Raw genomic sequence first — 22,743 nt, 5'->3', positions numbered from 1 at the left:
TGTTAGATTGCAGGTGTATATGATTGTTACGAATTAAAAATGAATTTCATATTATACATATAATGGAGGGGATGTGCATGAAGGAGCAATATAAAATCATTGTTTTAAGTGATGAATTATCAGGGGATAGGATTCGAAATACGTTAGACAAAAATAAATGTAAAACAATAGTTCATGTTGTAGACGTTTCAGATGTTGTTCGTATAGAAAGTTCTTTTCAATATATAGTCATTTGGAGAGGGGACGCAGAAAAACTTACAAATGAATTGATAAATAGGGGCGTGCAAAGTTCAAAAATTATTAATTTAACAAAATACATGTATGAATGGAAGGATAAATTAATTTCTATCTATCAAATAAATCCGGATCTTATGTCTTTATACATTTCTATGAAAAAAGCAAAGAGTGATCCGACGTATGAATTGTTTGCTACCGGTTTGTCTTATCCACATTGTGGCATAAGTACGGAGCTTCTCTCAAAAAAGTCAATAAAATTAACACTTCCATCGCAAGATCTATACTATGATTATTTAATAGCGTCACAACTTTTATCAAACAATCATTCATTTCAATATTGTTTAATAGGAATAGCCTATTTCTCGTTTTACTTTGATATGTCGTTATCATCTGAATCATATAGAATTCACAAAGTATATTATCCATTGTTTCAAGATGGTCATCATACTGTAGTTCACTCTCCTCTACCCACTGATGGATTCTCACATCTAAATACTCCGAAACCACTTCTTTCTATTTTTAATTTGCATTTTGAATATATTTTATTAGACGAACTAAAAGATGAATCATTGATACTGCCTTGGATAAATGCTGAATGGAATACTACTTCTCTTCATATTCCTTTTGAAGAACACGGGAAAATAAGAGCAGCTTCACATGCTAAATTGGCGTATCCTCATACTTTAGTTGAAAATAAAATGATTTTTAAAAAATATTTAGAATTACTGTTGAAAAATGATATAAAGCCATTAATTGTTGTGTTCCCTGTTACTTCACATTATGTCAATTGTAGTAGTAAGAAATTAAAAGAAGATTTTTATAAAGTTATAAATGATTTTCAAACTCAATATTCTTTTCAAATTATAGATCTATTTGATTCACCATTATTTTGTGATGATGATTTTTATGATAGTGATCATATGAATAAAAAAGGTGCAAATAAAATGTCCGCGTTATTAAATATGTTTATTTAGGAACGAAAAGTATGATATTTTGTTTCATGTTTGCATAAAAGTATATAGGCTCCATACAGTTAAAGTAATGTGATTTTTGTGTCGCGTATATAAATAATATGCGAAGAGGTGAGAGAGTTAAAATGAGAACTCGTATTGAAAGAAATGAAGAGGTGGTAGAGCAACTTCCGTTGGTAAGTGTATTAATTCCTACGTACAATCGTCCTCTTTACTTTGAAAAGGCGTTATGTAGTGTGTTAGAACAAACGTACCCTAATATAGAAATTATAGTTGGAGATGACAGCACGGATGATGAAACAGAAAAAGTGTTACAAAAATACTTATGTGATCATTCAAATATTATTTATATAAAAAATAGATCAACTCTCGGACAATTTGAAAATGCGCTAATGTTATTTAATGAAGCGAACGGTGAATATATAAATTTTTTAATGGATGATGATGTATTTCATGTGAATAAAATTGAAAAAATGATGAAGTATTTTTTCAATGATTTAGATAATGAAATTAAGCTTGTAACATCTCATCGTCAAGTCATTGATGATAAAGGGAAAGAGCTGCGACATATTTATTCGACTGTCCGTTTATTTGAAGAAGATACGATTATAGAGGGAACAGAATTAGGAAATAAGGTAATTGTGGATCAAAAAAATTATATTGGAGAACCGACAACAGTTTTATTTCGTAAAAATGATTTACAAGAACCATATGGAATTTTTGATAAGAGGCGGTATTTATGTAACGTAGATATAGCTTCATGGTTATCTTTATTAAGTAAAGGAAAAGCAGTATATATAGCAGAAACGCTTAGTTACTTTCGATTACATCCAGATCAACAGTTAAATGAATCTAATAAAATGATGGATGGGTTAGAAGATTTTTCACACAGTATTATAGCAGGCGAAAAATATGGTTTCTTATCCACTGAAAAAGAGTTAGACAAAGCAATAACTAATTTTCTAGATTATGCAAGAAGGATAGTTCCATCATCGATATTATATACATTAGACTATTACCAAAAAATTAGAGCGAAGAAAATAAACATAGAAAAGAAAAAACAACATATAAATAATAATTCTTCATTACCGAAAGTAAGTATACTTATTCCTGCATACAATAGACCTTATTACTTGGAATTAGCACTCAACAGCGCTTTGAATCAAACATATGAAAATATTGAAATTATTATTTCTGACGATAGTACAAATAATGAAGTCAATGCTATGATTCAACCGTACTTACGTGAATATGAGTGTATTACATATGTTAAAAATGAAACGCCGTTAGTTGCCGAAAACTTTAATAAGTGTGTAGAACTTGCGAATGGGGACTATATAAACTTTTTATTAGATGATGATTTATTTCATCATGAAAAGATCGAGAGAATGATGAAATACTTTTTGACGTTAGAAAATATTTCATTTGTGACGTCATATCGTGAACTGATTGATGAGAATGGAGAGATATTACCACCTTCAACATTAAATATGAAAATCGCGAAAGAAACTACACTTTTTGAAGGAAAAGAATTAGGAAATTATATGTTAAAAAACTTAAAAAATGTAGTTGGTGAGCCGACAACTGTTTTGTTTAATCGGGATTTGTTTGACGGGAAGTTTGGATATTTTAAAGGAAAGGCTTATTCTGCTATTAATGACATTGCAACTTGGCTAGATATGATGAGGAAAGGAAAAGTAGTTTATATGCAAGAACCTCTTAGTTATTTTAGACAACATAGTGGACAAAATCAAAAACAAATGCATTTTATTTTAATGACAATTGAAGAGTGGATTGAATTAATTATAGATGCATATAATAGTGGGTTTTTAAGCTCCGAAAGTGAGTATAAAGAGAGTTTATCTTATTGTTTAGAAAATGCGGGATTTATAGTTAAGGATGCAGTAAGAAATGGCGAACTAGATCAAATTTATAATGAAAAGATAAAAAAAGGGTTAAACAAGTTAGTTGCTCATATGTTTGAGAAAGAATCTTGTTATTGTCAATATTGCAATCAACAATTTGAAAAATTTTCACCTTGGCCAGCGCATTATGATTTTCCGAAATATAAATTTGAGATGTGGAATAAAGATACAGGGATATGTCCAGTTTGCAATTCGATGGATCGTGAAAGATTGTATCGTGCGTACATTGAAACGGAAACGGACTTGTTAAATAGAAACTATACAATGCTTCATATTGCACCTGAAGCGAAGTTAAGAGATTGGTTTAACGAGTATAAAAATATTACGTATGTATGTGGTGACTTAGAACCAAAGGATCCATTAATGAAGGAAATTGATGTTACAAGGATTACATATGATAGTAATACTTTTGATGTAATATTATGTAGCCATGTGTTAGAACACGTTCCTGATGATGACAAAGCAATGCGAGAGTTATATAGAGTGTTAAAGCCAAATGGATGGGGAATTATTCAAGTACCGATCGTAATGAATGTAGATTTTATTATAGAGAATGAATTAATTGTAACACCACAATTGAGGAAATTAGCTTTTGGTCAAGAAGATCATGTGAGAATTTACAATCAATCGGGATTTATTCAACGATTAATGAATGCAGGATTTAAGGTAGAATTATATAACATAGCGGAAAAACAAGGAATGAAAAGTGCTAGGAAATTTGGATTATCTGAAACAGATATGCTCTATATTGTCCGAAAATGATAGGAAGGAATAGATAGATATGGAGAATATTCCTTTTTTACGTGCTTCAACTGTACCTGTAAGTGAGTATTTGGACGAATTGAAGGAAATTGATACATCTCACATATATACGAATTATGGACCTATAAATCAACGTTTTGAGGAAACAATTATGTCGTCATTTTTTCAAAACAGGGGAGCTGTTACAACAGTAGCAAACGCAACGTTAGGGTTAATGGCGGCTATTCAACTAAAGAAAAGAAGAAAGGGAAAGTATGCTCTCATGCCTAGCTTTACATTCCCTGCGACTGCCTTAGCCGCTATTTGGTGTGGATTGGAACCTTACTTTATTGATATTTCAATAGATGATTGGTATATGGATAAAACCGTACTTTTGGATAAGATAGAAGAATTAAAAGAAGAGGTTGCGATTGTTGTCCCGTACGCCACTTTTGGATCATGGATGAACTTAGAAGAATATGAAGAATTAGAGAAGAAGGGGATTCCGGTTGTCGTAGATGCGGCGCCGGGATTTGGTTTAATGAATAGAGGGATGCATTACGGTCAAGATTTTAGTGGAATGATCGTATATAGCTTTCATGCAACAAAGCCGTTCGGAATTGGTGAAGGAGGGCTCATATATAGTAAAAACGAAGAAGATATACAACGTATTAAAAGAATGGGGAATTTCGGATTTGATAAAAATCGTGAATGTACGATGATGGGGTTTAATTGTAAAATGTCTGAATACGCAGCAGCTATTGGGATTGCGACTATAAAAAAGTGGGATCAAAAATTAAAAGAACGTACCCGTATTTCTGAATGGTATAAACAGTTGTTACAAAATACTGGGTTAATGAAAAAAGGGTGGAAAGCCCAAAAGACAGAAGCAGTTATTCACCAATTTATGCCTATCATTTGTCCAGAAGAAGTTCGCAACATACAAGTAATTGAAGAACTGAAAAAACAGAAAATAGAAGCTAGATTATACTTTTCACCATCTTGCCACCAACAAGTTCTTTTTAAAAACTATAAGTCTACAGATTTAACAAAGACGAATAAAATAGCAAAACGAATCGTAAGTTTACCTTTATGGGAAGGAATGACGAAAGAACTAGTAGAGCAAATTGTAATTTGTTTAGAGCAGAAGGTGGTGTCGGTAGATGAATAGTTTTTATAGTCAAGAAGAACTAAAGAAAGTTGGATTTTTATCTGTTGGGAAAAATGTATTGGTTAGTAAAAAAGCAAGTATATATAATCCGAGTGCTATATCAGTTGGCAATCATGTAAGAATTGATGATTTTTGCATTTTAAGTGGTAAAATCACAATTGGAAGTTATTCGCACATATCAGCGTATACAGCGTTATATGGAGGGGAAGTTGGGATTGAAATGCATGATTTTGCAAACATCTCAGCTAAAACAATCATATATGCAGTACTTGATGATTTCAGTGGAAATACATTAATGGGTCCAACCGTCCCGAATCAATATAGGAATGTGAAAGCAGAAAAAGTTATTTTAAAAAAACATGTGATTATTGGTGCTAATTCTATTATTTTTCCAAATGTAACGGTAGGAGAAGGTACGGCAGTCGGTGCGATGAGTATGGTAAAAGAGAGTTTAGATGATTGGTATATTTACGCTGGAGTTCCCGTAAGAAAAGTAAAACCTCGTCAAAAAAAGATGCTAGAGTTAGAAATTGATTTTTTAAAAAGCATTCATTCTTAACAAAAAAGAATGAATGTTTTTTATTTTTATCTCGCTATTTGCCGATAAAGATTCGACTGGTGAGGGCTAATTAAAGTTTCACTTTATGATAGAGCAGAGAGTATCTTAACTTATTGTGTTTTAAATTTTGCTGACCAAGGCAATACTGAGCCATAGTGAATGTAAAGTTGGAGGGCGAGCGTATATGTTTGATGAGGATGGGATTGTTTTAATTATGGAACCAGCTGATGAAAGAAACTTGAGGAGATTTATTTTTTCAGTGCCAAAGTCAGTGTATGAAAAGAAGGGGCTTACATTACACTATGGAACAGCTATAGGACAAGGATATATGGATATAATTGAAGATATTATAAGCGTACATATAGAAATAGATGTTGTAACGATAATAGGGCATGTAAGAGGATAAATAGCTATTTGAAAAAGGTTATAAACAATTTAGCTAGAAGTTATGTATAGAGAAAATTACAGACAATGATAAAGGCGAAGGGGGTCTAAAATGAAAATAAAATCAATTTTATTAGTATTTATAGTTTCAATTGGTTTAATGGGATGTTCAATAGTGGAAGAAGGAAAGAACTCCATAGATTATGCTCAAAAGGCGACAGACTATGTAAATGAAATAAGTGCATTTGCAAATGATGCGCCAGCATTAGCAGAAAAGGCCGTTAATGATAGCGAGGCTCGAAAAGAATTAGAAACGAAGCTTAGTGAAATTAAACAAGATATACCCGCATTCAATGAATTAACGCCACCTGATGTAGCAAAGGATCTTCATCAACAAATCGTCGGATATAATGAAAAGTTAAATACGTTAATTGATACGGCGATGACAAAGATAGAAGAAGGGAAAGTGGATGTAGAGCAATTTAAAAACTCTGAGCTTATGCAGACGGTAGATCAAGTTCGAGATTTGAAAGATAAAGTGCAAAATTTAGGTCAATAGTAAAAAGCTCCGTTTGTGATAAACGGAGCTTTTTACTATTGGATACAATAAACGATTACACCAACGATAATAATCATGTTGCCGATGAGTTTACGTTTCGTTATTTTTTCTCCTAGGAAATACCAACCGAAAATTAATATGATGATATAACTTAAGGATTCTAATGCTGATGCTTGTTTTAATGCCATACCCTTCATGGCGATAACATTTAATCCGGCGTTAATTACAAATAAAGAGTAGCCGATAATAACATAAGGATTCACATATTCTTTTATTCTAGAATCGTATTGTTGCAAAGTAGCTTTTTTTAATAATATTTGTGAGTAATTAGCTAAAATTATCCCGAAAATAAATAATAACATATAACTATTCATCTTTTGTCACCACCACAATTCCGACAATAATAATAGCTGCACCAAGTAAATGATTCCACTGAATCGTATCTCCAAATAGAAATACTGACCAAAGCATTGACCACAGTATAATAATTCCGCGATGTGAATATGCTTTTGAAATTTCGAAATGTTTAATTACTTGTTGCCATAAAATTGCATATCCGAATAAAAGTATAACTAGTCCGAAATAAGCAACAAAAAATGAGATGGAAGCAATGGGGAATTTAGCTGCCCATTTCATGTAAACCATAATGATAGAATATATCAAAAAAGCTACATGTAAAAATACGTAATTTTTAATAGTTGGTTTCATTTATTCACTCTCTTTTGCATATAAATATATATTTATACCTAATTTTTCTAATGATAGATATTGGAACGTATTTTGTTTAATCTTTCACATTCCAAATTATATAGTATCATGGCTTTTATTGTAAAACAATAGAAGCTATGCATTCATTTTTTCCAAGGTTCTACAATATGTATCGTTTTATTTGTTGCATCCAACTCTACTTGAACACCGATAGGCATGGTAATCATGGGATGTGTATGACAACAATCGAAGTCAGCTAGAAAAGGAATTCTTTGATTTTGAAGTACTTCTAATAGTATTTCAAAAGGTTTTCGATTTGTACCACAATCATCAAATTGCTCATGTTTTCCAAGAATGATACCTGAAATTTTATCGAATACACCGTTAATTTTAAGTAATGAAAAGCTTCTTTCAATAGTAGCTGCATCTTTTGAACTGTCCTCAATGAAGAGAATGTCGCCTTCTTGAATATGTGACATATAGGGGCTACCCCAAATTCCTTGTATCGTGTTTAAATTCCCGCCAATAATACGCCCAGTAGCTTTTCCATCAATTACTGAAATCCAATCGTTTGGTCGAAGTTCTTTCTCCTTCGTCTTTTCTTCCCAATTAATAAATTCATCTGACCAAAATAATGGTTGTTTTATATGATAAGGAAGAGAATGATCATGTAGTAAAGTTTCAGCAAAATATTTGTATGTGCAATCAACAAAAGGTTCAAATTCGCCAAAGGAAGGGACGAGAGCTGGTCCATAAAATGTAGGGATTCCTGTTTTGGCGTAAATTGCTAGTAATAAAGCAGTTGCATCTGAATACCCAATCATTATTTTAGGGTTCTTTAGAAAAGCATCATAATCAATATAAGGTAATATTGAATTTGAATTCATCCCACCAATTGTTGACATAATACAAGAAATATTAGGATTTCTTATTAAGACATTTAGCTCCTCAGCACGCTCTTGTATACTACCAGAACGATAAAAATCATATCGACCTGTTAATGAACCTTCTAATATATGAAACCCTTTCTGTTGTAAGTAAGATTTTGCTCGTTCAAATCTTTTTGGAGAAGTGTAGGTTACTGGTGAAGAAGGGGAGTAGATCCCAATTGTGTCTCCGTATTTTAATGATTTTGGAAGTAGCATTTGTATGAATCCCTTCTATTAAATAGTTTATCTCGCTATTTGACGGGTAGCCCGATTGGGGGGCTGATTAAAGTTTCGCTTTATTTACGAGATTTTATTATTGAATATTCTTACGTTTCAACATTGTAAGTTTAACATAAATAAATTAAAATAATCATTGCTGTATATGAATAAATATACCTTTTACCTTGACTATATAAAGGAATTGTTGATAAGGTTAAATGTGAGTGTATAAAAGGTTTGCTAAAGGAGTTTTGAAATGAATCGGTTAAAATGGGGAAGGATGACAGTCCTATTAGTCATTATTTTAGGGATATGTTGGTTCTTATTCCAAGGAAATCAAAAGAGCGTAGCGAATGTAGAGGGACAACCTTTGCAAGTGGCAGAACTACCTAAAGCAGGATTTACTGAAAAAGTAGTCCCGCCAAAGTACATCCCACCAGAAATTAACGCAAAAGCAGCTATGATTATCGATGCGAGTGATGGAGATATTATTTATCAATATAATGAAAATGAAGCTTTTGCACCAGCTAGTATGTCTAAGATGATGACAGCGTATCTCCTACTAGAGAGTATACATAACGGGAAAGTTCGCTGGGAAGATCCAGTGAAAATGAGTGCGAAGGCGGCACAAACAGAGGGAGCGAGAATCCCAGTACAAGTTAATGACACATTAACTGTTAAAGATTTATATCATGCATTAATGATTGAGTCAGCTAATAATGCAGCTGTGGCTTTAGCAGAACATATGGCAAAATCGGAGAAAGATTTCGTTCAGCTTATGGATGCAAAAGCGAAACAGTTAAAAATGTCGGAACATGCTAAATTTGCAAATGCTTCTGGATTACAAGAGCCAGATGGAAGTGAAACAAAAATGACGGCTGGTGATGTAGCACAATTGGCGTATCATCTTATAAAAGATTATCCGGAAATATTAGAAGTGACTCACTTACGTCAAAGTCAGCTAGCATTTAATAATATTAATGTTATAAGCACAAACGACATGTTAAATAAAAATAATAAAAGTTTATATATAGAAGGAATAGACGGACTAAAGACTGGATTTACAGATAGTGCAGGATACTGTTTTACTGGGACTGCAAAGCAAGGTGATAATCGAATTATTACAGTGGTCATGGGGACATCAAGTAAAACAAAACGTTTTACAGAGACAAATAAGTTAATGTCGTATGCATTTGGATTAGTTAATTAAGTAAGTAAAATACGAATCTAGATCGCTACATAAGTAAGACTGTTTGTTGTTACTAATTTTAGATAACAACAAACAGTCTTTTTATTTTCATTTTAAAAAGGAAAAAGAGTCTAAATACAAGTGTTAACATTTGAGTTTATTTGTTGCTGTGATATTATAAAGTTATAAGCTTATTAATAATAAGTTTGAGGGGCGTAATATGATATATACATATGAAATAGCCTCAATTGAAAATTGGAGGGAATTATGATGGCAAAAGATTTTTACTCAGCAATTGAAGACAGAAGATCTATTTATGCGATTAGTAAAGAGCAAGTAGTTTCTGATGAGAAAATTCAAGAAGTGATTTATCATGCTGTAAAACATACACCTTCAGCTTTTAATTCTCAAAGTGCTCGCGTTGTTGTTTTATTAGGAGAACAACATGATAAATTATGGGATATTACGAAAGAAACGTTACGAAAAATTGTACCTGAAAATAACTTTGTACCTACTGAAGAAAAAATGAATGCATTTAAAAGTGGTTATGGAACGGTTTTATATTTTGAAGACAGTGAAGTAGTGGAAGGCCTTCAAGCAAACTTTGCATTATATAAAGATAATTTTCCAACTTGGTCTCAGCAATCATCAGGAATGTTACAATTTGCAATTTGGACAGCTTTAGAAATTGAAGGGTTTGGTGCTACGTTACAGCATTACAATCCGCTAATTGATGAAGAAGTGAGAAAAGAGTGGGATGTTCCAGTAAATTGGAAACTCACTGCGCAAATGCCATTTGGTAAACCGGTAGTACATGCTGGTGAAAAAGAATTCCAACCGTTAGAGGCCCGTGTGAAAATTTATAAATAAAATAATTTGATAAAAGGTGAACAGGAATATAACCTGTTCACCTTTTTTTATACGTAATAAGGATTTTTTTGTCCGGCATTTTTCATCTGATTTTTTAATTCATTTTTACGTGTTTCAATAGCTGATACTTTTTGTAATGTTATCATTGAAACGAATTGAATAAAAGCATAGTATAGCTCTATATTTTTTTGTATTGGATCATCTATTATATTTCTCACAAATATGCCTCCTCTTTTTATTCCAATAAAAATCCGCATTAATGGGCAGCCCGAGTGGTGAGGGTTAAAAATTAGCGGAGGATGTATAAAACCCTTACTGATTAAAGTTTCATTTTATAAAATGAAACTTTAATCAGTTCGCTAAAATTCTTTTTTATTAAGATATGTATATAATACTATAAACATCCTATAAATTCCATTATCGGAAAAAGAGAACAGTTGGTATAGTGTGTGTTTTCTTTAAAGGAGAAATGGCTTTTGTGAAATAAATCTTACAATTCGTCAAATTATTTCAAAATTGTAGATAGTATAGAAATTTAGTTTTCTAAAAATATTATACTATTGATAAATAGAGTGATTTTTGTCATGATGAAAGTATACTTCATGTAAGGAGCTTTATAAGGAAATACATACTTGAGTTTGTATTAGGTTAATAGAATTTTTTATAATAGATAGAAAAGGGATATTTTATATTAAAATATTAAATGGAATGTCGAATTTTCATGCGATATATAAGAAATTTGAAAAAACCATTGCAAAAACACTGTGTTTAATGATAAAGTTCACATGAAGTTCACACGGATTTCACTTTGTTCATTTAAAATGAACTCTGTGTGAAAAATAAAACTCTTGCTAAAAAATGGAACTGGATGAATATTTTACTTTGATAATATTGTAAAGTATTAAAGTTTTAGTTTTTTTTAAGAGGATAGTAGGGAAAGGAAGTAAAGACAACTTATGAAAAAAGTAATTGCAGGTTTAGCAGCAGCTTCTGTAGCTGGCGTTGCAGTTCCAGGAATGGATTCTGCTCATGCACAAGTTTCAAATGAAGCGCTAAAAGAAATTAATGGACAAACTCAAACTCAAACGACTGTAACTGAAACAAAAACTGTAGAAACAACTTCTGAATTAAAATACACAGTAACTGCTGATGTATTAAATGTTCGTTCAGGTGCTGGTACAGGACATAACGTTATTTCTAAAGTAAAATCAGGCCAAGTGCTACAAGTAGTTGGACAAGAAAACGGTTGGTTCAAAGTAAACGTAAATGGTCAAACAGGTTATGTAAGTGGTGACTTCGTAACGACTGGTGGCAAAACAGGAACGACTGTTCAACAAGGAACAGGTACTTACACAGTAAACGTTTCTTCACTTAACGTACGTACAGGCCCAAGTACATCTCATACAGTATTAGGTTCTGTAAATAAAGGTAAAACAGTACAAGTTGTAGGTGAAGTACAAGATTGGTTTAAAATCAACTTCAATGGTGGAACTGGATACGTAAGCAAAGACTTCGTAACAAAAGGTGGTTCTGCTGTATCTAACGAAACACAACAACCAACTACAAACAACAATACTACAACAGTTCAAACTGGTGGTTCTTATGTTGTTAACACTGGTGCTTTAAAAGTACGTACAGGCCCAGCTACATACAACGCTGTAATCGGTGGAGTAACAAATGGTAAAGTATTAAACGTTACTGGCGCTGAAAATGGTTGGTACAAAATTAACCATAACGGCCGCACAGGTTACGTAAGTGCAGACTTCGTTAAGTTTGTAAAAGGCGGAGTAAACAACGTTACAAATAACGTTCAACAACCAACAACAGGTGGAGATACATCTTCAATCGCTGGATTCGCTAGATCTTTAGATGGTTCGAAATATGTATTCGGTGGTGAAACTCCTAAAGGAGGTTTCGATTGCAGTGGATTCATTTACTACGTTTTAAATCAAACTGGTCATAAAGGTAGCCGTTTAGATGTTGCTGGATACTGGAGTTCGAAAACAAAAACTAGCAATCCACAACCAGGTGATTTAGTATACTTCTCTAATACTTATAAAAAAGGTCTTTCTCACATGGGTATTTATTTAGGAAATGGTAAGTTCATTAGTGCGGAGAATGAAACAGTTGGTGTAAGAATTAGTTCAATTAATAACTCTTACTGGGCTAAACATCTAACTGGTTACACAAAAGCATACTAAGAAAGTAGTTTTATATACTTTTCGTATAGAGAAAAGGCTTTCCAAGGAAACTTGGGAAGCCTTTTTATAGTTGAATAAATTGGAAGTTTAATAGTTTTTATTTTAACTTTCCATTTAAAAATCGATCATATAAGTCATGGAAATAGTTAGGACGAAATAAGTTCGCTGCATGTCCTGCTAAAGGTATTTCCCTATATAGAACGTTAGGCAAAATAGATTTCAAATCAAATAGACAAGATTTATAGAGATGATCATGCTCTCCCATTACCCATAGTATAGGGTGAGGAAGTGATTTTAATTTAGATTTTAAATCGAATTCTAACCGATGTCGTAATGACTGGGCAATTATGGATGAATGTAATTGTAATCCGAAACGGTAGTAAATATTTCTTGAAATGACTGCGAACGGATTTGCTTTTAATATACCGCTTGGAAAAATAGTATTTGCGTATTGAGAGAGCCATTTAGAGTATTCATCTCCTCGCTTCTCCCAAAAATTTTGAAATACATTATATAAACGAGAAGGGTTATTGTAATGTCCTCCAATATGACAAATACTTAATACTTTTTCTGGATGCATTTGTGCAAAAATTGTAGAGATGTAACAGCCGTAACTTAGCGCACAAATATGTGCTTTTTTAATACCTTCTTGCTCATATAAGTTTAATAATTGATCTACGAGGCGCTGTAATGAAAAGTCGATTGCTTCTCCTTTATCATCACCGTGACCTAATAAGTCATAAGTTATAATGTTGTAGGAGGAAGAAAAACGTTTTTGCTCCTTTTTGAAGGCGCGACGATTGCCAACTAATCCATGAATAAAAATAATTGTTTCCTTTTTAGAATGTATATTTGTTTGCAAAAAGGATACTCCTTTCACTAACTGGAGATTTATATCGTGTTGTAAATTATTTATCTATCATTTACATAGAATAATATTAAGTACCAGGTAATAATATCAGATGTTTATATCTGTTGTAAAGATGAGTTTTTATGTATATTTTGTAAAAATAGAAAAAGTGTGTTTACATTCAGTTTACATTTGTATCGTATTCTAATTTTAGAAAGAACAGTTTTGTTTACCACGAGGAGATGAACAGGAATGGAAGTTAGAAATGAAATGAAGAAAAAAGGGAGTTGGAGGCAGTTTTTACGCCTTATTCAAGATACAAATCCTCCGAAAGGAATTTTAGTTTTTGCGTTATTAATGAGTTTGCTTTCTACGGGAGCGAGTTTATTTATTCCTATGCTTACAAAAGGATTAGTAGATAATTTTTCGCTTTCTTCAATTAGTGCAGGACAAATTGTTGGATTAGTTGCTTTCTTTGTAATGCAAACTATTGCGGCAGGGTTGTCTATATATTTACTAAATTATATTGGGCAGAAGATTGTAGCGGGACTAAGAGAACGTTTGTGGAAAAAGGTACTTATCTTGCCGGTATCTTATTACGATCAAAATAGAACAGGTGATACGATTAGCCGTATGACGAATGATACAGGTGTTGTGAAAACGTTAATTTCTGAGCATTTGTCAAACTTATTAACAGGCGGTATTTCAATTGTTGGATCGTTAATTGTATTATTTGTTTTAGATTGGAAAATGACTGCGTTACTTTTAACGGTTATTCCGTTGTCTGTATTAATTTTAGTTCCACTTGGACGAAAAATGTATAAGATTTCAAAAGCGCTTCAAGATGAAACGGCATCTTTTACAAGTGTGTTAACGCAAGTGTTATCAGAAATTCGTTTAGTGAAATCTTCAAATACAGAAAAAAGAGAATATGAAACGGGCAATACAGGTATACAAAAGTTATTACAATTTGGTTTGAAAGAAGGGAAAGTGCAAGCATTAATTTCGCCAGTTATGTCGTTTGTTTTAATGGCACTACTTGTTATTATCGTAGGATATGGCGGGATGCGAGTCTCTAGCGGTGCATTAACAACCGGTGAACTTGTAGCGTTTATTTTGTATTTAGTTCAAATTGTAATGCCGATGAGTCAATTATCTATGTTCTTTACACAATTCCAAAAGGCAATTGGTGCAACGGAAAGAATTAGTACGATTTTAGAATATGAAGTAGAAGATCATGAAACTGGTGTGAAAGTGACAAATGCTAAGGAACCAATTGTTCTTGAAAATGTACATTTTGAGTATAACGAAGAAGAGCAAGTTTTGAAAAATATTGATTTCACAATTGAATCTGGAAAAGTGACAGCGTTTGTAGGACCAAGTGGTAGTGGGAAAACAACGTTATTCTCATTACTGGAACGTTTTTATGAGCCAACTAGTGGTGCCATTAAATTAGGAAAAGAATCAATTACGAGTTATTCATTAGAGTCATGGCGACGTCAAATCGGTTACGTATCACAAGATAGTCCGTTAATTGATGGAACGATTCGTGATAATATTTGTTATGGTGTCGAGGGCGAAGTAACGGATGAAGAAATTGAAAAAGTAGCTGCAATGGCATATGTTGATGCGTTTATTCATGACTTACCAAACGGTTATGCAACAGAAGTTGGAGAACGCGGTGTGAAGCTTTCTGGGGGACAAAGACAGCGAATTGCTATTGCCCGAGCGTTACTTCGAAATCCGCAAATTCTTATGCTCGATGAGGCAACTTCAAGCTTAGATAGTAAATCTGAGTCTGTCGTTCAAAAAGCATTAAATAACTTAATGAAAGGCAGAACAACATTAGTGATTGCACATAGACTTTCTACTGTTGTAGATGCAGATAAAATTATCTTTATTGAAAAAGGGAATCTTACAGGTAGTGGTACGCATGATGAATTATTACAGACGCATGATATGTATCGTGAGTTTGCAACGCAGCAATTGAAAATTAAAGAGGGGGCATTATAAAATGAATCATCAGTGGGATTTTACTCCACTGATGATTCATTTTTAAAAAATATATTAGATGCTAAGTAGAAAGGAAATGGTTCCTTTGATACCTAAAATTTTAATAGTAGACGACGATCCACACATTAGAGAACTCGTTTCTGTATTTTTAGAACGAGAAGGTTTTCAAACATATGAGGCAATTGATGGAGTAGATGCACTTCAGAAAATGGATGACGTAAAAGTCGATATGGTTATTCTTGATATCATGATGCCAAATATGGATGGATTTGATGTATGTTTTGAATTAAGAAAATACTATGATATCCCGGTTCTGATGCTAACTGCCAAAGGAGAAACATCACAAAAAGTAAAAGGATTTCACCTTGGGACAGATGATTATCTTGTAAAACCATTTGATCCTATAGAACTAGTAGTGAGAGTAAAGGCATTATTGAAACGTTACCAAATTACAGTTTCGCAATCGATTCAAGTTGGAAATGTATTATTAAATCGTAAAACATTCGAAGTTACATGTGGAGAACAAACGGTTACGTTACCGTTAAAAGAATTTGAGCTGCTCTTTACTTTAGGGGCTAAATCGGGAAGAACTTGTTCGAGAGAGCAATTAATTGAAGAAATATGGGGATATGATTTTGAAGGGAATGAACGTACACTAGACGTTCATATTAATCGGTTACGTGAGAAGTTTCAAGAAGAGCAATCGAAATTTAGTATTAAAACAATAAGAGGATTAGGGTATCGCTTAGAGGTAAGTAAATGAGAAAAAGAAAACGAATGAGTAAGTTGAAGATGCTGAAAGTATTTGGAGCGGTATTAGCGCTCTTTTCTATTCTTACTATCATTTGGTCTATCGCATTTTATGTAGCAACTAGTTTATTGAATGCTTTTGACGTAAACGTATCGCCGTTTGTTGCCTTTCTAATTAGTGATATGGTCGGTTTTGTCTTTATTATTTTTATTTGGACATTGATTGGAATATTAATGAGACCAAAACGAGAGGCGATGATTTGGACTATTATTGAACCAATACAAAAAATTGCAAAAGGAGACTTCTCTGTAAAAATAAGAAATGAAGAAAAGTATGATGGTGAAATTGGCGTGCTCGTAAAAAGTATAAATGACATGACAGATGAACTGAATACGATGGAGAAAATGAGACAAGAGTTTGTATCGAATGTTTCTCATGAAATACAGTCGCCATTAACTTCTATAAAAGGATTTGCTAGAGCACTACAAGACGATAATCTTTCTGAGGAAAAAAGAAAGCATTATCTTACCATTATTGAAACTGAAACAACGAGATTATCTAAACTAAGTCAAAATTTACTAAAGCTAACTCTTTTAGAATCAGAAGAGTATACACCAGAAAGAGTGAGCTATCGATTAGATCAACAATTAAAGCAAATTGTGTTAAATAGTGAACCACTCTGGGCTGAAAAAGAAATTGAGTTAGAACTAGATTTAGAAAAAGTATATGTTATTGCTGACCAAGAAAGTATGAGTCAAGTGTGGATTAATTTAATTCATAATAGTATTAAATTTACTCCAAGCGGTGGTACGATTACTATTCAGTTAAAGGAACATGAGACAGTAGTGGAAGTGCGTATCCGTGATTCAGGAATTGGTATATCAGAAGAACAGAAACAACATATTTTTGAGCGTTTTTATAAAGCGGATTCTTCACGAAATCGTGCCTATGGAGGAAGTGGCTTAGGTTTAGCTATTGTAAAGAAAGTACTCGACCTTCATCAAGGAGAGATAAAAGTGGAGAGTGAGGAAGGAAAAGGTACTGAATTTATTGTGCGTATTCCTAATTATGAAGAAAAATAGTGTAGTGATAAAGAACCATTTTTTATTTCATACGCAGACACTCTCTTATGAGGAGGGTGTCTTTATTTTGCATGAATAATGATAAATACGTGTAATGAATGCATAGTAATTTTCTACAGTTACCTACAAGTAACCTACGCACATGAAAGTGCATCATTGCCTTTTTACATAAACATAGATACAATTTTAATATAATACATAACTGAGATGATTAAGGAGTGTTATACTTGGCAGAATTATTACAAGGTAAAAATGCTTTAATTACAGGAGCAGGTAGAGGGATTGGTCGCGCTGTAGCAATCGCATTAGCGAAAGAAGGCGTAAATGTAGGCTTATTAGCTCGTTCAGAAGAAAACTTAAAAGCTGTAGCGAAAGAAGTAGAAGCAGAAGGTGTAAAAGCTGTTATTGCAACTGCTGATGTTTCTTCATACGAAGAAGTAACAACTGCGATTGAAACGTTAAAAAATGGTTTAGGATCTATCGATATTTTAATTAATAACGCTGGTATTTCTAAATTCGGTAAGTTTTTAGAACTAGACGTTGCTGATTGGGAAAAAATCATTCAAGTAAACTTAATGGGTGTATACTATGCAACTCGTGCAGCTTTACCGAGCATGATTGAACAACAATCTGGTGATATCATTAACATTTCATCTACAGCAGGACAAAAAGGTGCACCTGTAACAAGTGCATATAGTGCTTCTAAATTTGGTGTCCTTGGCTTAACAGAATCGTTAGCGATGGAAGTTCGCAAACATAACATTCGTGTAACAGCTTTAACTCCAAGTACAGTAGCAACTGATATGGCTGTAGATTTAGGATTAACTGATGGAAACCCTGATAAAGTAATGCAAGCAGAAGATATTGCAGAATTTATCGTAGCGCAGCTGAAATTAAATAAACGTACATTTATTAAATCTGCTGGGCTTTGGTCTACTAATCCATAGGAATTAAATTTAACTTTAAAAGAAGGGATATCTATTCTGTAAGGGGTAGATGTCCCTTCTTTATTTTTTGTATTCGAGACAGAATTTTCGGTATAATTAAAAGTGAATGGTAGAAAGCATTGGGAAATTGAAAGGGATGGCAGTTGTAAAAGAGTGATGTAAGGAGGAAAAAGGATGAAAAAGAAGTTTCAAAAATTATAACATGTATCGTGTATAACGAGATTAGCTCGTGGACCTCCAATATACATAACACTATATTATATATTAAAAAATTGGAGGATATAAGTAGATGAGAACTGAAAAAGAAATGTTAGACGTAATTATAAATATAGCAAAAGAGGATGAAAGAATTCGAGCAGTTATCATGAATGGATCGCGTGTAAATCCAAATGTGAAAAGAGATTGTTTTCAAGACTATGATATTATGTATGTTGTAAATGATATACAATCTTTTACGTCTAATCATAATTGGGTTCATAGATTTGGAGAAATAATGATAGTACAAATGCCAGAAGAAATGTCGTTAGTTCAACCAGATGAAGATGGGAAGTTTTCGTATTTAATGCAGTTCATGGATGGGAATCGGATTGATTTAACGCTAGTTCCAGTTGAGTTAATAAAAAAGTTCGTTGGACAAGATAGTTTAAGTAAACTGCTTCTTGATAAAGATAATTGTATGGAAGGATTCCCGCCAGCAAGCGATAAGGATTACTTAATAAAAAAGCCTACAGAAAAAGAGTTTTTGGATTGCTGTAATGAATTTTGGTGGTGTAGTACAAATGTGGCAAAAGGGTTATGGAGAGAGGAACTTTCTTATGCAAAAGGAATGCTTGAAGGACCAGTGCGAGATATGTTCATTGTAATGCTAGAATGGCATATTGGTATGAAAACAGACTTTACAGTTAATACAGGGAAGTTTGGAAAGCATTTCGAGCAATATATTGAAGAAGATATGTGGGAGCAATTTAAAAGGACATTTTCTAATGCTGAATATGAAAACATATGGGAGTCATTCTTTGTCATGAGTGATTTATTTAGGGAAGTGGCGAACGAAATCGCTAACACGTATGAATATCAATATCCGCAAGATGAGGATGATAAAGTGACGAACTATTTAAAACATGTGAAAGCTTTGCCAAAAGATAGTACATCAATTTATTAATAATATAAAGTAGTAAGACTGTCCTAATTAAGGACAGTCTTATTTTTGTTTATGAATAACAATTTCTCTAACAAAGTGCAGATGAATCACATATGAAAATTTAGGGAGGTTTTTTATCATGTATTATTTTTATTCGCCAGAAATGTTTGCTCCATATCAATGGGGACTAGAACGAGATGTTTCGTATGCTTATATGCCATATAACTCATTTTATGATGGAGAATATATAAGCGCATTGCCATACGTATATATTCCTCAAAACTATGAAGTGAAAATGAAAGTAGATGATCGTGGATCGTGGACACCATTTTCATGGGTTGAAAAATATGCGTACGCATTTTCAGGACCGTATAATAAAGCGGAAGTCGCTCTTACATTTGATGATGGACCAGATTTAGAATTCACGCCAAAAATTTTAGGTAAGTTAAAACAACATAATGTAAAAGCTACTTTTTTCTTACTTGGTGAAAACGCAGAAAAATTTCCGAACGTAGTAAAGCGTATTGCAAATGAAGGGCATGTAATTGGTAATCATACGTATAGTCATCCGAACTTAGCGAAAGTAAATGAGGATGAGTACCGTAATCAAATTATAAAAACGGAAGAAATATTAAATCGTTTAGCTGGTTATGCACCGAAGTTTATACGTCCGCCATACGGTGAAATACTTGAAAATCAATTAAAATGGGCCACAGAGCAAAATTTTATGATTGTACAGTGGAGTGTTGATACGGTTGATTGGAAAGGTGTGAGTGCTGATACGATTACAAATAATGTGTTAGGGAATTCATTTCCAGGTAGTGTCATACTGCAGCATTCTACTCCAGGTGGGCATTTACAAGGTTCTGTAGATGCACTAGACAAAATCATTCCGCAGTTAAAAACGAAAGGGGCACGTTTTGTAACACTTCCAAGTATGTTCCAGACATCAAAAGAAAGAAAGTGAATGTGTTATAAATTGGGAAAATAAGGGTTATGTCGTATAATGAAAGTGTAAGTTAGGGGGGATATAATTGATTTATGCACTCGTAAACATAGGAATAAGCATATTGATTGGTATTATTTTTGTACTTGCGGCAATTATTCTTCAAAAAAATCCACCGACCGATATTAATGAGGCATATGGTTATCGTACGAAACGATCTATGAAAAATAAGGAATTATGGGATGCGGGTAACAGGTATAGTGCAGAAGTGATGAAGCAAAACGGATTCATCATGATGTTAATTGGAAGTGTTATTAGTATACTGTTTAGATATCCACATACAATAATAGCGATTATGGTGGTTATGGTATTGTTAATCATTCGCTTATTTATACGAGTAGAGAACAGATTAAAGACAATTGAACAATGATGATAAGGAAAATAGGACTCTCAGTCAATGATAGATAGGAGTCCTATTATATTTACAAACTATTATTTTTTAGTAGTTCTTTTCCTTGTGCAACAACAAATTCATAGTATGCAAGATCATACGGATAAATATCTTCAAATGTTATCGTAATCGGTTTATTGTTTAAGACTGAAATCGTTTTTAAAGATGAAATCTCTCCATTTAATAGTTGTAGAAAAGAAGTTGCATGTATTTTCATCACATCGTCTACTTCTTCACCTGGTGCGAATGGAAGTGGATTGATGACATTGTGAAAATACATATGACAAAATTCACGATCAGTAAGATTTGAAATTTCATAATCTATTTTAAAGATTCCTTTGTATACTAAATCAGTAGTTTGGAAAGAAAGCCCTAATTCCTCTTCAATTTCACGAAGACCACCAATTTGTACATCTTCATCATGCATAATATGTCCAGCTGAAGTAATATCCCATATACATGGAGCTTCTTTTTTATTTTTAGAGCGTAACTGGAAATATAAGAATATATCTTTAGCATCTTTTTCTACAAACCAACAGTGAAATGTTTCGTGCCAATCACCGTCACGATGCACTTCATCGCGTAATTTCTTCCCAAGTGTATTTCTTTCAGAATCAAATATTGTTAACCACTCTGTCATTTTAATTCCCCTTTCTGCAAATTTTATTATACAATATTCGTATTGAATTTTGGGAAAATAAAGAAAAAGGGGCGATTATAAGTGGAGATAGAGCGTATGGAAATAAAATCGATTATTTCAACAGAGGAAGAGTTACGAAAAATATTGGGGCAACCAAGTGAGCGAGCATTGAAAAAAGTTATTTCATCATTAGACCACCATTGTGTAGATTTCCTTTCTAAATCTCCTTTTCTAGTATTATCTACTGCAAATAAGTTGGGGGGGTGTGACGCCTCGCCGAGAGGAGACGCACCTGGATTTGTATACGTACTCAATAATAATAAAATTATCATTCCAGAAAGACCAGGAAATCGTCGTATAGACTCCATTTTGAATATTATTTCAAATCCACGTGTAGGACTAATCTTTTTTATTCCAGGTCTTGGGGAGACACTCAGAATAAATGGCCGAGCATATATTACAAACGACGAAGAAATTTTGAAAGAAATGCAGGCGAATGGACGCAATCCGTTACTTGGAATTGTTGTTGAAATAGAAGAGTGTTACATTCATTGTGCAAAAGCGTTTATTCGTTCTAAGATGTGGGAATCAGAATCTTGGTTAAATAAAAAAGAGTTACCTTCAGCAGCAAAAATGTTGCTGGAGCATGCGAAAGTGAATACTTCAGAAGAAGATGTTGCACGTTCTTTAGAAGAAAGTTATACAAAAAGATTGTATTGAAAATTTTATTGATATAGTTTTGTAAGGTGGGTATGTACGGGTTTTAGAATGGGGAATTTATCCCGCATTAACGGGCAGTAAGATTCCTACCTCAAAATTCAGCGAAAACAAAGAAGTTAGGTGGGGATAAACAAAATCCCCACTGATTAAAGTTTCACTTTATATATGAACCGTTGATTTATAAACTGGAGAAATGACAAAATAGGTAAATTGAGTGGCAGTTGCATAATGTTATTGTGAAATATAATAAAAAATTATTTTGAAAATAGTTAGTAAAAATAGGCTTGCTTTTTAAAAAGTTGATAACTATAATAAGTTAACAAATAGACATGAACGAAAAAGTAATGATAAGGACACGAAATCATTTTTACGGTTTACAGAGAGGGAAGTCAAGGGTGTGAGCTTCCTAACACGAGAAATGGTTTTACCACCTTTGAACTTCAATAGTGAACGAGTAATCTAGTAATTATTGGCGGTATCAGCCGTTATCTGAACTTGAGCAATCTAGGAGGAGGTACGTCTAGATTGGAACAAGGGTG

The 22,743-nt window shown here is 33.0% G+C and carries 23 protein-coding genes and 1 other annotated feature (1 of these 24 only partly in view); of the genes, 17 read left to right on the top strand and 6 right to left on the bottom strand.

The genetic code is table 11. The features are described from left to right. Nucleotides 1–77 precede the first annotated feature (77 nt). The 6 genes from GBN91_RS06230 (at nucleotide 78) to GBN91_RS06205 (ending at nucleotide 6,547) form a co-directional block, all read left to right on the top strand. Nucleotides 78–1,211, top strand: coding sequence for a hypothetical protein (locus GBN91_RS06230; RefSeq protein ID WP_152121324.1), 1,134 nt, complete (start codon nucleotides 78–80; stop codon nucleotides 1,209–1,211). Between the two features lie 122 nt (nucleotides 1,212–1,333). Further along, a complete protein-coding gene (locus GBN91_RS06225) occupies nucleotides 1,334–3,895 on the top strand; it encodes a glycosyltransferase (protein WP_152121323.1) in 2,562 nt (853 codons plus the stop codon). Between the two features lie 19 nt (nucleotides 3,896–3,914). Continuing rightward, on the top strand, nucleotides 3,915–5,045 hold the full coding sequence (locus GBN91_RS06220; protein ID WP_152121322.1) for a DegT/DnrJ/EryC1/StrS aminotransferase family protein: 1,131 nt from the start codon (nucleotides 3,915–3,917) through the stop codon (nucleotides 5,043–5,045). Continuing rightward, nucleotides 5,038–5,604 (top strand): acyltransferase, encoded by a 567-nt coding sequence (locus GBN91_RS06215; protein ID WP_001084190.1) that lies wholly within the window; start codon nucleotides 5,038–5,040, stop codon nucleotides 5,602–5,604. Before GBN91_RS06220 ends, GBN91_RS06215 begins: the two co-directional genes overlap by 8 nt. A 184-nt stretch (nucleotides 5,605–5,788) precedes the next feature. After that, on the top strand, nucleotides 5,789–6,010 hold the full coding sequence (locus tag GBN91_RS06210) for a hypothetical protein (protein WP_000459099.1): 222 nt from the start codon (nucleotides 5,789–5,791) through the stop codon (nucleotides 6,008–6,010). A 90-nt stretch (nucleotides 6,011–6,100) separates the two neighbouring features. Further along, nucleotides 6,101–6,547: a DUF6376 family protein gene (locus GBN91_RS06205; RefSeq protein WP_000695203.1), complete on the top strand. Its 447-nt coding sequence runs from the start codon at nucleotides 6,101–6,103 to the stop codon at nucleotides 6,545–6,547. 35 nt (nucleotides 6,548–6,582) lie between these two features. Here GBN91_RS06205 and GBN91_RS06200 read toward each other — a convergent pair whose 3' ends face one another. The 3 genes from GBN91_RS06200 to GBN91_RS06190 form a co-directional block, all read right to left on the bottom strand. Further along, nucleotides 6,583–6,921, bottom strand: coding sequence for an EamA family transporter (locus tag GBN91_RS06200; protein ID WP_001089868.1), 339 nt, complete (start codon nucleotides 6,919–6,921; stop codon nucleotides 6,583–6,585). Continuing rightward, nucleotides 6,914–7,255 carry an EamA family transporter gene (locus GBN91_RS06195; RefSeq protein ID WP_000805125.1) on the bottom strand — a complete coding sequence of 114 codons (342 nt, stop codon included), beginning with the start codon at nucleotides 7,253–7,255 and terminating at the stop codon, nucleotides 6,914–6,916. Before GBN91_RS06195 ends, GBN91_RS06200 begins: the two co-directional genes overlap by 8 nt. Nucleotides 7,256–7,398: 143 nt before the next feature. Next, nucleotides 7,399–8,400, bottom strand: a complete 1,002-nt coding sequence (locus GBN91_RS06190; RefSeq protein ID WP_025710349.1) for a S66 family peptidase — start codon at nucleotides 8,398–8,400, stop codon at nucleotides 7,399–7,401. Between the two features lie 259 nt (nucleotides 8,401–8,659). Here GBN91_RS06190 and GBN91_RS06185 point away from each other — a divergent pair, with 259 nt between their 5' ends. Next, nucleotides 8,660–9,613, top strand: a complete 954-nt coding sequence (locus GBN91_RS06185) for a D-alanyl-D-alanine carboxypeptidase family protein (RefSeq protein WP_001080877.1) — start codon at nucleotides 8,660–8,662, stop codon at nucleotides 9,611–9,613. 246 nt (nucleotides 9,614–9,859) lie between these two features. Continuing rightward, complete coding sequence (locus GBN91_RS06180; protein WP_006921889.1) at nucleotides 9,860–10,462, top strand: nitroreductase family protein; 603 nt, start codon at nucleotides 9,860–9,862, stop codon at nucleotides 10,460–10,462. 47 nt (nucleotides 10,463–10,509) lie between these two features. Here the strand turns inward: GBN91_RS06180 and GBN91_RS06175 are convergent, their stop codons facing one another. Beyond that, nucleotides 10,510–10,680, bottom strand: a complete 171-nt coding sequence (locus tag GBN91_RS06175) for a hypothetical protein (protein WP_001244279.1) — start codon at nucleotides 10,678–10,680, stop codon at nucleotides 10,510–10,512. Between the two features lie 738 nt (nucleotides 10,681–11,418). Here GBN91_RS06175 and entFM point away from each other — a divergent pair. Continuing rightward, on the top strand, nucleotides 11,419–12,663 hold the full coding sequence (entFM, locus tag GBN91_RS06170; protein WP_152121321.1) for an enterotoxin EntFM: 1,245 nt from the start codon (nucleotides 11,419–11,421) through the stop codon (nucleotides 12,661–12,663). Between the two features lie 97 nt (nucleotides 12,664–12,760). Here the strand turns inward: entFM and GBN91_RS06165 are convergent, their stop codons facing one another. After that, a complete protein-coding gene (locus tag GBN91_RS06165; RefSeq protein ID WP_001194315.1) occupies nucleotides 12,761–13,525 on the bottom strand; it encodes an alpha/beta fold hydrolase in 765 nt (254 codons plus the stop codon). A gap of 240 nt (nucleotides 13,526–13,765) precedes the next feature. Between GBN91_RS06165 and GBN91_RS06160 the strand changes: the two genes are divergently transcribed. From GBN91_RS06160 to GBN91_RS06130, 7 genes are all read left to right on the top strand, one after another. Then, on the top strand, nucleotides 13,766–15,526 hold the full coding sequence (locus tag GBN91_RS06160; RefSeq protein WP_152121320.1) for an ABC transporter ATP-binding protein: 1,761 nt from the start codon (nucleotides 13,766–13,768) through the stop codon (nucleotides 15,524–15,526). A gap of 85 nt (nucleotides 15,527–15,611) precedes the next feature. Continuing rightward, nucleotides 15,612–16,289, top strand: coding sequence for an envelope stress response regulator transcription factor HitR (hitR, locus tag GBN91_RS06155; protein WP_139372016.1), 678 nt, complete (start codon nucleotides 15,612–15,614; stop codon nucleotides 16,287–16,289). Continuing rightward, a complete protein-coding gene (hitS, locus tag GBN91_RS06150) occupies nucleotides 16,286–17,359 on the top strand; it encodes an envelope stress sensor histidine kinase HitS (RefSeq protein WP_131249802.1) in 1,074 nt (357 codons plus the stop codon). The genes hitR and hitS overlap by 4 nt, the downstream gene beginning before the upstream one ends. Before the next feature lie 227 nt (nucleotides 17,360–17,586). After that, the gene (locus GBN91_RS06145; protein ID WP_000818985.1) at nucleotides 17,587–18,306 is read left to right on the top strand and encodes a 3-ketoacyl-ACP reductase; all 720 of its coding nucleotides are present in this window, start codon (nucleotides 17,587–17,589) and stop codon (nucleotides 18,304–18,306) included. A 289-nt stretch (nucleotides 18,307–18,595) separates the two neighbouring features. Next, nucleotides 18,596–19,468 (top strand): aminoglycoside 6-adenylyltransferase, encoded by an 873-nt coding sequence (locus GBN91_RS06140; RefSeq protein WP_152121319.1) that lies wholly within the window; start codon nucleotides 18,596–18,598, stop codon nucleotides 19,466–19,468. 118 nt (nucleotides 19,469–19,586) lie between these two features. After that, nucleotides 19,587–20,414, top strand: a complete 828-nt coding sequence (locus GBN91_RS06135) for a peptidoglycan-N-acetylglucosamine deacetylase (RefSeq protein WP_152121318.1) — start codon at nucleotides 19,587–19,589, stop codon at nucleotides 20,412–20,414. Between the two features lie 67 nt (nucleotides 20,415–20,481). Continuing rightward, on the top strand, nucleotides 20,482–20,823 hold the full coding sequence (locus GBN91_RS06130; RefSeq protein WP_193222113.1) for an SdpI family protein: 342 nt from the start codon (nucleotides 20,482–20,484) through the stop codon (nucleotides 20,821–20,823). Between the two features lie 52 nt (nucleotides 20,824–20,875). Here the strand turns inward: GBN91_RS06130 and GBN91_RS06125 are convergent, their stop codons facing one another. Further along, nucleotides 20,876–21,484: an NUDIX hydrolase gene (locus GBN91_RS06125; RefSeq protein WP_065223527.1), complete on the bottom strand. Its 609-nt coding sequence runs from the start codon at nucleotides 21,482–21,484 to the stop codon at nucleotides 20,876–20,878. A gap of 81 nt (nucleotides 21,485–21,565) precedes the next feature. On the opposite strand from GBN91_RS06125, the gene GBN91_RS06120 reads away from it, so the two are divergent. Further along, a complete protein-coding gene (locus tag GBN91_RS06120; RefSeq protein WP_152121317.1) occupies nucleotides 21,566–22,204 on the top strand; it encodes a pyridoxamine 5'-phosphate oxidase family protein in 639 nt (212 codons plus the stop codon). 335 nt (nucleotides 22,205–22,539) lie between these two features. Then, nucleotides 22,540–22,743: a binding site (T-box leader), on the top strand (it continues 28 nt past the right edge of the window).

The sequence above is a fragment of the Bacillus sp. B1-WWTP-T-0.5-Post-4 genome, assembly GCF_009183795.1.
GTDB classification, from domain to species: Bacteria; Bacillota; Bacilli; order Bacillales; family Bacillaceae_G; genus Bacillus_A; species Bacillus_A cereus.
The sequence above is the reverse complement of the archived record's forward strand: the minus strand, read 5'-3'. Positions and strand labels throughout refer to the sequence as shown.

What these genes read in the sequence shown, in the direction of transcription:
- GBN91_RS06230 (WP_152121324.1), top strand. Translation starts at nt 78, where the DNA reads ATGAAGGAGCAATATAAAATCATTGTTTTAAGTGATGAATTATCAGGG.
- GBN91_RS06140 (WP_152121319.1), top strand. Translation starts at nt 18,596, where the DNA reads ATGAGAACTGAAAAAGAAATGTTAGACGTAATTATAAATATAGCAAAA.
- GBN91_RS06200 (WP_001089868.1), bottom strand. Translation starts at nt 6,921, where the DNA reads ATGAATAGTTATATGTTATTATTTATTTTCGGGATAATTTTAGCTAAT.
- GBN91_RS06160 (WP_152121320.1), top strand. Translation starts at nt 13,766, where the DNA reads ATGGAAGTTAGAAATGAAATGAAGAAAAAAGGGAGTTGGAGGCAGTTT.
- GBN91_RS06125 (WP_065223527.1), bottom strand. Translation starts at nt 21,484, where the DNA reads ATGACAGAGTGGTTAACAATATTTGATTCTGAAAGAAATACACTTGGG.
- GBN91_RS06215 (WP_001084190.1), top strand. Translation starts at nt 5,038, where the DNA reads ATGAATAGTTTTTATAGTCAAGAAGAACTAAAGAAAGTTGGATTTTTA.
- GBN91_RS06195 (WP_000805125.1), bottom strand. Translation starts at nt 7,255, where the DNA reads ATGAAACCAACTATTAAAAATTACGTATTTTTACATGTAGCTTTTTTG.
- GBN91_RS06135 (WP_152121318.1), top strand. Translation starts at nt 19,587, where the DNA reads ATGTATTATTTTTATTCGCCAGAAATGTTTGCTCCATATCAATGGGGA.
- GBN91_RS06220 (WP_152121322.1), top strand. Translation starts at nt 3,915, where the DNA reads ATGGAGAATATTCCTTTTTTACGTGCTTCAACTGTACCTGTAAGTGAG.
- GBN91_RS06225 (WP_152121323.1), top strand. Translation starts at nt 1,334, where the DNA reads ATGAGAACTCGTATTGAAAGAAATGAAGAGGTGGTAGAGCAACTTCCG.
- GBN91_RS06190 (WP_025710349.1), bottom strand. Translation starts at nt 8,400, where the DNA reads ATGCTACTTCCAAAATCATTAAAATACGGAGACACAATTGGGATCTAC.
- GBN91_RS06180 (WP_006921889.1), top strand. Translation starts at nt 9,860, where the DNA reads ATGATGGCAAAAGATTTTTACTCAGCAATTGAAGACAGAAGATCTATT.
- hitS (WP_131249802.1), top strand. Translation starts at nt 16,286, where the DNA reads ATGAGAAAAAGAAAACGAATGAGTAAGTTGAAGATGCTGAAAGTATTT.
- entFM (WP_152121321.1), top strand. Translation starts at nt 11,419, where the DNA reads ATGAAAAAAGTAATTGCAGGTTTAGCAGCAGCTTCTGTAGCTGGCGTT.
- GBN91_RS06205 (WP_000695203.1), top strand. Translation starts at nt 6,101, where the DNA reads ATGAAAATAAAATCAATTTTATTAGTATTTATAGTTTCAATTGGTTTA.
- GBN91_RS06185 (WP_001080877.1), top strand. Translation starts at nt 8,660, where the DNA reads ATGAATCGGTTAAAATGGGGAAGGATGACAGTCCTATTAGTCATTATT.
- GBN91_RS06210 (WP_000459099.1), top strand. Translation starts at nt 5,789, where the DNA reads ATGTTTGATGAGGATGGGATTGTTTTAATTATGGAACCAGCTGATGAA.